Annotated in this window: 9 protein-coding genes; 4 read left to right on the plus strand and 5 right to left on the minus strand. The window is 39.0% G+C overall.

From position 1 onward, the window contains the following. Positions 1-316: 316 nt before the first annotated feature. Positions 317-883, plus strand: a complete 567-nt coding sequence (locus EV194_RS11765; protein ID WP_132434240.1) for a cob(I)yrinic acid a,c-diamide adenosyltransferase — start codon at positions 317-319, stop codon at positions 881-883. A 65-nt stretch (positions 884-948) separates the two neighbouring features. Then, positions 949-1,170 (plus strand): DUF2795 domain-containing protein, encoded by a 222-nt coding sequence (locus EV194_RS11770; protein ID WP_062128219.1) that lies wholly within the window; start codon positions 949-951, stop codon positions 1,168-1,170. Positions 1,171-1,368: 198 nt separating this feature from the next. Here EV194_RS11770 and EV194_RS11775 read toward each other — a convergent pair whose 3' ends face one another. The 5 genes from EV194_RS11775 to guaB all read right to left on the minus strand — a co-directional run bounded on the left by EV194_RS11775 (position 1,369) and on the right by guaB (position 9,145). Continuing rightward, positions 1,369-2,952, minus strand: a complete 1,584-nt coding sequence (locus EV194_RS11775) for an OstA-like protein (protein ID WP_132434241.1) — start codon at positions 2,950-2,952, stop codon at positions 1,369-1,371. Positions 2,953-3,192: 240 nt separating this feature from the next. Then, on the minus strand, positions 3,193-4,584 hold the full coding sequence (locus EV194_RS11780; RefSeq protein WP_262708671.1) for a peptidylprolyl isomerase: 1,392 nt from the start codon (positions 4,582-4,584) through the stop codon (positions 3,193-3,195). Beyond that, on the minus strand, positions 4,580-5,431 hold the full coding sequence (locus EV194_RS11785) for a hypothetical protein (RefSeq protein ID WP_132434243.1): 852 nt from the start codon (positions 5,429-5,431) through the stop codon (positions 4,580-4,582). The genes EV194_RS11780 and EV194_RS11785 overlap by 5 nt, the downstream gene beginning before the upstream one ends. 56 nt (positions 5,432-5,487) lie before the next feature. Next, positions 5,488-7,410: a peptidylprolyl isomerase gene (locus tag EV194_RS11790; RefSeq protein WP_132434244.1), complete on the minus strand. Its 1,923-nt coding sequence runs from the start codon at positions 7,408-7,410 to the stop codon at positions 5,488-5,490. A 265-nt stretch (positions 7,411-7,675) separates the two neighbouring features. Next, complete coding sequence (guaB, locus tag EV194_RS11795) at positions 7,676-9,145, minus strand: IMP dehydrogenase (RefSeq protein WP_132434245.1); 1,470 nt, start codon at positions 9,143-9,145, stop codon at positions 7,676-7,678. A gap of 407 nt (positions 9,146-9,552) precedes the next feature. On the opposite strand from guaB, the gene EV194_RS11800 reads away from it, so the two are divergent. Next, positions 9,553-10,464 carry an outer membrane protein assembly factor BamD gene (locus EV194_RS11800; protein ID WP_243699404.1) on the plus strand — a complete coding sequence of 304 codons (912 nt, stop codon included), beginning with the start codon at positions 9,553-9,555 and terminating at the stop codon, positions 10,462-10,464. 169 nt (positions 10,465-10,633) lie between these two features. Beyond that, a partial coding sequence (locus EV194_RS11805) for a DUF11 domain-containing protein (protein ID WP_207916026.1) occupies positions 10,634-11,263 on the plus strand: 630 nt, incomplete at its 3' end.

Raw genomic sequence — 11,263 nt, forward strand, 5'->3', positions numbered from 1 at the left:
TCTAATATCAAAAGGTCTAACGATCTATTGTAAGGGGCGTAGCCCTGTAATCTTCGTAGGATTAAGCATTAAGCCAAGATAACAAAGGGGCGTTAGCCCTGCAATCTAAAATATCAATATACGATGAATATTAGGTTAAATATGAATCTGGTTAAATGAGTTGGTGCAGCAAGATGTCAGGGCTAACGCCCCTGCATAAATGATTTTTTTCACACAAATTACCATTTTCGATTATTACCCATAAAAGACAACGTTATATGAGTATTCCCCCAAGAAATTGGAGGATGGTAGCTCAAATACTAAATAACAAACTAAAATGAAAAAGAGCTTAGTATATACCAAAACAGGCGACAAAGGATCAACGGGATTAATAGGTGGAACCAGGGTTTCAAAAAATGATTACCGTTTGGAAGCCTACGGAACTGTGGATGAATTAAATTCAAACATAGGGATGATACGCTCATACCCGATTGACCAGGAATCCATTGACTCCATCATCAGAATTCAACGACAGCTTTTCACCATTGGTTCATACCTGGCAACCGATGAGTCAGTTTCGGACTTGCGCACAAAACTGAAAACCGATGAAGCAGAGATAGAGTTCATGGAACTTGAAATGGATAAGATGGAATCAAAGCTGCCTCCTTTGTCCAATTTCGTTCTTCCGGGGGGACATCCCGCAGTGGCTCAATGTCATATCTGCCGCACCATTTGCCGACGAGCAGAACGAAGAATCATCACCATGCAATCTCAAACAACTGTTGACGAATGGGTTATTAGGTACATCAACCGTTTATCTGACTATTTCTTTGTTTTATCGCGCCATTTAACGAATTATTTCCAAATAAATGAAATTCCATGGGTTTCTGGCTTGCATGATTGATTTTTTTTTATAATTTCGCCGAAAAGAAGAAAAATCTTAGATCATAACCATAAAAAACAATCCCTATGTATTGGACTCTTGAATTAGCTGCGAAGCTCGAAGATGCACCATGGCCGGCCTCAAAAGACGAGTTGATCGATTTTGCCATTCGATCAGGCGCACCACTTGAGGTGATTGAGAATCTTCAGGAAATTGAGGATGAAGGAGAAATTTACGAAAGTATCGAGGATATTTGGCCGGATTATCCAAGTAAAGATGACTTCTTCTTTAATGAAGATGAATATTAACATCAGACTTTAGATTATTAAGCGACTTTGAAACATCTTTATGCATATTCAAGCAGGCATATGAGAGAATAAAAATCTTCAAATCGAAAATAATCATTCAAAATTTTATTGGTACGATAATATAAGAATATTGAAAGAGATCAATTCATTCTTTCATCGTATAAAATTTAAAAAGCTACCAGCAGGTAGCTTTTTTATTTATCGTGAAGGGATATTCCTATCGAAAAGAAAATCATCATAATTAACCCGTCCTTCCTGAACAGGAGGTGCATCATGGATAAAAATATCCTCTTTCCTTTTGGGACGATAATCTTCGAGCCATCTAAAACCATTTAATTTTTTCGCTTCGGGAGCTACCAATGCGGGAGGATTCAAATTACCTGCAGGTTGTCGACGTAAAATAATCCCTGTTACCTGCTGATCTTCAAGCAAAATGGTCATGTTACTTGATTCAGCCCGATTCATGCCTATTACCACATCATCCTCTTTTGGGAAATAGATAGTTTGGCCATTCCCATCAACATCAATACGATACAGTTTATTATCCCGAATATGTCCTACCATATGATTACCCTTAATCTGATTGTAACCAATGGTGTCTTCAGGAGCAATAACAAAGGCATTGTTTATCAGCTCAGTTTTATACAACGCATTATTTCTGGTAAAAAGTCTGATGATATCTGCACTCATCTGATTTCCCATTGCCCACAGAACCGGATCTATATAAAAACTATTGATGGAATCCCGAAGATCGTAAACCATGGAATCGCATCGTCCCTGAAAATCCTCCCTAAAAAATTTCACATTGCGATAAGCTCTGATGATTTGAAGTTCTGTATCCGGAATGGGGTCAGCACGTAATGTGTCGGCATGCAAATAGAGAGTATCATTCTGATGAATCTGTTTCAACACAGCTCTTTTAGTTGCCAGAGCCTCTTTCGTCAACTCATTATAGAAACCATAATCCCCGGTAATAATAACGTGATTTGTGGTATCCTGTAAAAACATATTTGAAAATACCTCTCCAAACCCACTGGTACGGTCATAAAAAATGGTGTCGCCTGAAAGGAACTGCTCCTCACCTTTGATCCATCCATTTTTTTCCAGGCGGGCTACATCATTTTGAGTGTCGTAAAAACCGGCTTCAGCATAAATAATATTCCTCTCGCTTTCGATGGTGGTTGGGCCGGTAATTTTAACAATCTCGGTTAATGTGTAATAGACAAGAGTATCTGAATACATGAAGTATTCAGGGTTGGTTACGACCACATCTTTCTGAAAATGTGCCTCCTCTGTGCGGGGATAATAATAACCATAAACACTCTCCAGGATGTTATCTCCGCTCTCTATAAGTCCTCCATTGAAATAGTATGCCACATCATTACGACGATCATAATCGAGATATTCTGTTCGCAAAACAACATCATTGTTAACCAGACGTACGTTTTCTCGTATCATAGCTATATCGGTATCTCCATGGTAATGGAGTATATTTCCGTAAAGATGAATAGAGTCGTCCTGAATAATATGAATGGAGCCATAGGCGTGCATTTTATTTTCAGCACGATGAAAGAATGCACTATCACAATGCATTAGGGTATTATGATGACGAAATCGCACATTCCCAAAAAGAGCCTGAACGTTTCTTCCGAAACGTTCAGAACCTTCCATATAATCTGCATGTTCAATATGAATAACAGTCCTTCCGCGGTGCTCCTGAGCTGTTAATAAGCCAAGCCACAGAACTGCGATAAGAATAAAAAAAATATGCCTGGCCTTCATCGTTATAGATCCTCAGACTTTAAGATAATTAGAAACAAGAAACGAGCAGGTCTTCAATTTTCAGCAGATTGCAAGTTAAACAACACTATGAATTTACATCATTAAAATATATGGATCCTGTTTAAATATCCAAATACCATATGACTGCAAGAATTAAACTCTTTATCTTGGTTCAGATTTTTGATCACCCTAAAAATCCTCTGAATATAAATTCATTATCTGCTCCTGTAAATCCCAAAGCTATTTAACCCATCCCTTATGTTCAAACTGACAGTTGATCCAATTCGGACTAATGGTGATGTAAGTCTCTCTTTGTCGGCGAATGATCCAATCAATAAATGCCTCCTCACGCTTTTGGTTTTCAAGCATGGTTTGGAGCAACTGATAATCGTCCCTGATGTTAGCTTTGTGTGGTTCGGTTCTGGATTTCAATCGTACAACGGCAAAATAGTTCTTTCCAAGACGCTCATTCATCAATTCAAAAGCGCTGGATACGTCACCAACTTCCATTCTTTCAAGCTGCCTGGTAATGGTTGGAGGGATATGCTGAATTTCAAATTTTGTGGATTGGTTTCTGGGGTTAATCATTACCCCTCCATTCAATCTGGTCTCCTTGTCCATGGAATGAAACAAAGCAGCTTCCTCAAATGAAATTTTCTCTTCTCTGATTAAATTTGCAATAGAATCGGCTTTCTGTCTGGCTTTGGTTACCTCTTCTGCTGAGGCACGGGGGCGCAATAATATATGGCGCACATTAATCCTGTCACCTTGCCGCTCAATCAATTGAATGATATGGTAACCAAACTCAGTTTCAACAATCTGACTTACCCGGTTAGGATCCTGTAAGGTAAAAGCTACCCTGGCAAATTCAGGAACGAGCTCTGCCCTTGTCATAAACCCCAACTCACCGCCTCTTGCTGCACTCATCTGATCCTCTGAAAACAAAACTGCAAGAGTAGCAAAATCTCTGCCTTCATTAATCTGTCGCTGGAAATCACGCAGGCGAGTTTTTATACGTTCTTCTTCATCAATGGAAACCTGTGGTTCAACAGATATTTTTTGAATTTCGAATTGTGCTGGTACCATTGGAAGACTATCTTCAGGCATGCGTCGGTAAAATGCACGCACTTCGGCAGGTGTTACACGAACATCATCGGTGATGATTCCCTGCATTTGTTGCGTCAGCATCTGGTTTCGTACCAAAACTCTTTGTTCCCTTCTGATCTGATGCAAGGGCTTATTGAGCCACTCTTCGAGGCGCTCCCTGGATCCGGCACGATTTATAAACTCATTAATCTGTCTGTCAACGGTACTAATCACCATGTTTTCACTAACATCAACACTATCAATTTTTGCCTGTTCAAGCAAAAGATTTTGAAGAAGAAGTTGTTCAAAAATGTGGCACTTCATATCACCCGGGAAAGTTACACCCTGCATTCGAGCTTGTTGATACTGGTACTCAACATCTGATCTTAAAACAGGGTTATCACCTACAACGGCGATTACTTCATCAATAACATTGGATTGAGACTTCAGGGAAGAGATTCCAAGTATTAATACAACTAATAGTAAAAAACAACGATTCAGTACAGACATGTTCTGGTTTTTGCGTTCAAAATTAAATAAACTAATGAAAACTAACGATTTTTTCTCTTAAAGCTTCGTCATATAAATCCTGCCCAAGTTGTTGCAGAAACTCTACTCGCTTCTTATTCAACAATATGGCTTTTATCCGGTCTTCAACAAATCCAACCGGGGCGGTATTTCCGGCCAGTTTATAATCATAAACTGCCAGATAGTAATTATAATGAGAATCTGATGTTTCATAATGTCTGGAAAACCTCAGAAATCTTTCTTCATTTACAATAGGTTCAGGAAGGTTAAAATTAATTCGGCTAAAAGGAATCCAGTTTTCAATAAACTGGTCATATTTTCGTGCATACTGAAACGAATATGCCTCCATGTTAACAATATCTTCCCCTGTTCCTGATCGATACCACCTTCTTAACTGATCCTGATTTGGTGCATTAATTGGCACCTTAATAAATACACCCTGAATGATGTTCTCATGCAGCCGGAAGTTATCTCGCATTGAATTATAATACTCCTCTATTTCGCGACTGGTTACCATGGGGGAGTGCTTTTGATCAAGCATTTTTTGCTGGTATAAATGAACCAATAAGGAAGTCCTGTATTCTTCCAATAATTGCTCCACATTTTTTTCATCGGATGTTAAGTTCAATTCGGCTTGACGCAACATTAACCTGTTACGAATCCATCGCCCAATGAAATCCTCCGCTATTGCCATGCTGTCCTGTGGGCTGATGTTATCGGGAACTGCAGCCTGCAATTCCCCCCTTGTGAGTGATACTCCGCCTACGGTAACAATCGGCTTGCTATCGGGTCCATTTTCTGCGGTTCCACATCCGAAAACCAACAAAATTAAAAATAATAACTTTATAGTGTTCGATATCTTCATAACTATTCTATTCCCTTTGCCGGGCTTATAATTTGCATCAAAATCTGAGAATTCTTCTAATTCTTCAACAAATTAAAATTAAACTCAGGTACATGCTTTTCTCGTAAACCAATAACCCACTGCTTTTCTTTATATCGCTGATAACTGCTCATAACATGCCCCAGGATTTCACGGTAAGGTATTGGTTGTGGTTCCAAAATCACACCTGCCCAATACAAATCACCATTGATTTTGCTGAATCTGTTTCCATCAGGCAGTTTCACAGAATTTAATGGGTTTGATGCATCAGATACAAACTCAAACAAACCTGTCTCACACCAGTAACAATCCGGCGATCGAGAGTTGTCCTTCAATATCTGTACCAAAAAATCACTACCCTGCCTGTTTATCTCTCTGTTTACACGACGCACCAAGCGGCGGGTTTTAACCTCACATATCACCCCATCCAGCTGATATGGAGTTGAGAACTCATCAATATTATTCCTGTAATGATTCTGTAAAGCCAGGGTATCTGAACCAACATTTTGCCATACTTCATTATTGCTGATCTCAAAAATCAAAAGGCCATCATGATATTCATTGACCAGGTATCTAAATTCCGGATTATTCTTTGCCATATCCCGGCGTTCCACAGCAATGATGGTTTCATGAATTAACTCATCCAAAATCTTCTCAACCGAATTAAACCCGGTCTGAATATTAAATGTTTGATGATTTTTCAGAGACAACACAAACTCCTTCAAACTCATTTTTTTATCAAAATAACTGTATAGCAAACCATCGTTGTTACTCAGAGAACTAAAAAAGCTGGAATTATCTGTTTCGCCACTGGCTTTTGATTTCATAAGATCCACCAAATCTTGATTCAGATAAAAATTGCTTTCTTTTCTTTTTTGCTGAACAAAAGAGATTTCACCAGTACGGTTACGTCCGTCCCTTCTCATCATGTTCATGATGTTGTTTCTATTTGAAGCATAATCTCCTATTGAAGTGATTTCCAGCCTTTTTATAATATGCCATCCGAAATCTGTTAATACAGGTTCAGAAATATCTCCATCATTTTCCAAAGCAAACGATGCAAAAGCAAACTCCGGCACCATTTCCTGCAAAGTAAACGGTCTCATCTCCCCTCCGTTATTTGCGGAGTTTTGATCATCTGAGTGCTTTGCAGCTAATTGAGCAAAACTCTCTCCTCCTCTCAGAACCTGGTATATTGAATCAATTTCTGTTTTAAATCCTGCCTTAACCTCATCGCTAGCATTTCGGGGAAACATTTTCATGATGTGAGCTACCCGAATTCGCCCCGGATTAGGGATTTTTTCATGGACTTTTATGATATGATAACCAAAGTTTGTTCTGATGATGTTTGAAACTTCACCTACCGGTGTGGCAAAAGCAGCTTTTTCGAATGGATAAACCATTCGAAATGCGGAGAAATATCCAAGCTTTCCCTGATTGTTTACAGCCGAAGGATCTTCAGAGTATCGGGTAGCCAAATCGCCAAAACTTTCCCCGGCATGTACACGGGTTCTCAAATCATTGATTTTGTTCCAGGCTTTAACTGTATCTGATGGAGTAGCCATTTCCTCAACCCGGATTAAAATATGACTGGCATTTACGATCCCCTGCATATGAAGAAATGCTTGCCGTGATTTATTTTCAAGGGCAGCGGAATCGATTAAAAAAGAAGCCTTTAAATCTTCAGCATATTGATTAAACTCCCTTTTAAACGAGGCTGTTGTATCTAAACCCTGGTGGATGGCTTCCACCACTTTTAACTTATAGTCAATAAAGCGTTCAGCAAACTCAAGCGGGGTTTCAGTAAAATTTGGCAGATGTTTATTTTTGTTGTAAACATGCCAAAATTCACCTTTCGTGAATTCATGTTCCCCGATTTGCAGTATTGTTTCATTGCTTTGGGATAAGGAGACCACCAACATAAAAAACAACCCTGAAAATAAGCATGCGATTCGTTTCATTGGAAAGTAATTTTGATTATTAGTTTGTTTTATAATTATCTTATAATACAACCTGTTTTCCAAAGAAAACAGGTAAGAACATCTAATTATTGCTTTGAATCAACTTTGTTTTAAATCCTTCTTCTATTGCATCAAAAAAGCGTGAAAAATTAATCATTTTTCCAAAACCAAACAATTAAATCCGTTTGTTTAATAAAAAAGGAAAGGGGAAACTTATTCTGGTTTCCCCTTTGCAAAACAAGTTTTGCAAAACCTCAGGTTCTAATTATCTCGAATAATTTGGTGCTTCTGACGTGATTGTGACATCATGAGGATGCGACTCCTCAACCCCGGCATTGGTAATTCTCGTAAATCCGGCCTCATGTAATAGCTCAATATTTGAAGCGCCGCAATATCCCATTCCGGCTCTCAATCCGCCAATCAATTGATAAATAACTTCGTAAAGTGTTCCTTTATAAGGAACACGGGCAGAGATTCCTTCAGGAACCAGTTTCTTGATGTCGTCTTCCACATCCTGGAAATAGCGGTCTTTGGATCCTTTTTGCATGGCCTCAACAGATCCCATCCCTCTGTAAGTTTTGAACTTTCTTCCATTAAAAATGATGGTTTCACCAGGCGATTCCTCAACTCCTGCAAACAATGATCCGGCCATTACTGAGTACGCTCCTGCAGCAAGCGCTTTAACGATGTCACCACTGTAACGAAGACCTCCATCGGCGATTAGAGGAACTCCAGAACCTTTAAGAGCTTTGGCTACTTCGTAAATGGCCGATAACTGGGGTACCCCCACTCCTGCAATAACACGGGTTGTACATATAGAACCGGGGCCAATACCAACTTTTACTCCGTCGGCACCTGCTTTAACCAAATCCTTCGCAGCTGAAGCAGTGGCAATATTTCCAACTACAACATCCAGTTCAGGATATCTGCGCTTGGTCTCTTTTAAGGTTTCAATAACTCCTTTGGAGTGTCCATGAGCGGTGTCTATAATAATGGCATCAACGTTTGCTTTTACCAGCGCATCAATCCTGTCAAAAGTATCGAAAGTAACACCAACTGCCGCTGCTGTTCTCAACCGACCTTTTTCGTCTTTACAGGCAAAAGGCTTGTCTTTTGCCTTCGTAATATCCTTATAGGTTACCAAACCTATCAGTTTATTATCCTTATCAACAACAGGAAGTTTCTCAATTTTATGTTTTTGAAGGATGGCAGCAGCACTTTCCAGATCAGTGGTTTGATTCGTTGTAATCAAGTTTTTTGTGGTCATCACCTCATCAATGGATTTATTCATGTCGGGCTCAAACCGCAAATCTCTGTTGGTAACAATCCCTACCAAATAACCATGCTCATCAACAACAGGAATTCCTCCGATTTTGTACTCGCTCATAAAGGCGAGCGCATCACCCACTGTACTTCCTTTCAAAATTGTAACAGGGTTATAAATCATCCCGTTTTCGGCACGCTTTACTACTTCAACCTGTCTGGCCTGTTCGTCTATGGTCATATTTTTATGAATGACTCCAATACCTCCTTCACGTGCAATAGCAATAGCCATGCGCGCTTCTGTTACGGTATCCATTGCAGCTGAAACAATGGGGGTATTCAATAAAATATTTCTGGAAAATGATGAAGCAAGATTTACTTCACGCGGCAGAACTTCGGAATAAGCGGGAACTAACAATACATCATCAAAAGTTAGTCCGTCTGATACAATTCGATCTTCAATAAACGACATGGGAGAAGCTTTTTCTTTGTTGTAAATAAATTTTGGCAAAGGTACATAAAAATATCAATTTCATAAGGCTCAAAATGGAGTAATTCATTAACATATTACCTCTCAAAAATGTTATTTTTTCATAAAAAAACATTTGCTCATTGTGAAGCAAACACAGATATTGAAAGCGATATCTAAATACGCACCATTTATATTGAAATCAACACAGGCATATGAAATGATCGTAAATTTTATATATTTGTGTTCACCGGAGATAGAGGTTTCATATTTATCTGATGTTTATTAAACCTCATTTTCAAATGGCAGGAATCATGCTAAAAGTGTTCGAAGTTTCAGCAGACACTCCTTCCCCATCCCATATGATTCTTTAAGCCTTTACCGGTTAAACAACTAAACTTATTGCACTTATGAAGTCTTTACAAGAAAGAGACATCGTGAATAATAATCATAGAATTGAATCTACAACCGGATCTCCGTTGAGGATCCGCAACCATCACGCACCGGTTTGGAGAACTGCTCTTACCATATTGGTTTCGTTTCTTATGGTTGTGGGCTGCGGATCCAACAGAGAAGAGGAAGCCGGCGAAAGATTGCAGGAAGCCATTTCCCTTAAGGAGAAAGGAAACTTCAACCTTGCAAAATTAAAGCTTGACACCCTTATTCATCAATACAAGGATCAGGCAGAGTATGCTCAAAGAGCGCGAACGCTTTTACGACAAATCAATATCAGCGAACAGGAACGAAATCTGAACTTTCTGGACAGCATGTTGGTCTTACAAGAGGAAACTCTGCAACCCATGCTGCGGAATTTTATTATCAGCGATGAGTATGGTTCAGAAAAAGTTTTTATTCACAGACGACAAAGACCTGAAAACAGCTTCAACAGAACTTATTTGAAAGCGAACCTGAATGAATCGGGTGACTTCTTTATATCCAGTCAATACCATGGCACAGAATGGATTCATCACGAACAGATAAGAGTCTATTTTAGGGGAGAGTCTGTCTCTTCCATTAAAGTAGAAGAAGACGGATTTAACAATCGCAGATTTGAAGATGGTCAGTCAAAGTGGGAAATTATTCATTTTAAGGATGGGAAAGATAACGGCATAATCGACTTTATAGCAACCAACTGGGATCAGCCATTAAGAGTGCAGTTCATCGGTAGAAGGCATGAGTATATCATTATGGAACAATTTGACCGGGAAGCCATTCGTGACGGATATGAAATATCATTTATTCTCAGAGAGATTCAAAGAATCAAAGACGAGAGAGAAAAAGTTAAAAGAACCTTGAGCAGACTGCTGCAGAGCGAAAACTAAAAAGCTCCTGTAAAACATAACAATATAGGGATTATTTATACCTATTCCAAATAATCTATAAAAAAAAACGTTTCACATCAGATATTACCCTGTTGATCAAAAAAGGTGTGCATTTGGCTTAAAGCGATTGTATTTTTACACAATGATTACAATTAAAAAAAGCCAAATCATGAGGAAATATCTACTGATAGGAATCTTTTTTCTCACCTGTTTTACTGCATACGGCCAGATTCAAATAACCGGCCAAAACAACATACCTGAGTTTGAAAAGAATCAGACTTTCTCCATTGATATTTCGTGGCTGAATGTTGAAGACCAGCTTGGAATATTTCCTGATGATTACAGCGTCATTATTTTGTCCGGTTCTGATTATTCATTTACCGGAAATGATGTAACTCCGGATAATGACTTTATTGGAACTCTATTGGTCAAGCTTCAATTAACAGATGGTGATTCTGAAATCAGCAATGAATATGATTTTGAAGTAGAAATTGCTGAACCGGTTGCCGATTTGAGCATTACTAAAACAGTAAACAATGAAATGCCAAACGTGGGGTCAAACGTGGTCTTCACAATTACTGTGACCAACAACGGACCCAGCAATGCAACCGGCGTAGTAGTTACAGATAATTTGCCTTCGGGATACACATACGTAAGTGACAATGGTGATGCAGCAACTACCGTAGTCGGGAATGATGTGATCTGGAATATTGGTAGTTTGGCAAATGGAGCTACTCAATCTCTGGATATTACCGCTACTGTTCTGGCATCTGGTGATTACGACAACACGGCAAATGTT

This window comes from Natronoflexus pectinivorans, from assembly GCF_004345615.1.
Lineage (GTDB): Bacteria > Bacteroidota > Bacteroidia > Bacteroidales > Marinilabiliaceae > Natronoflexus > Natronoflexus pectinivorans.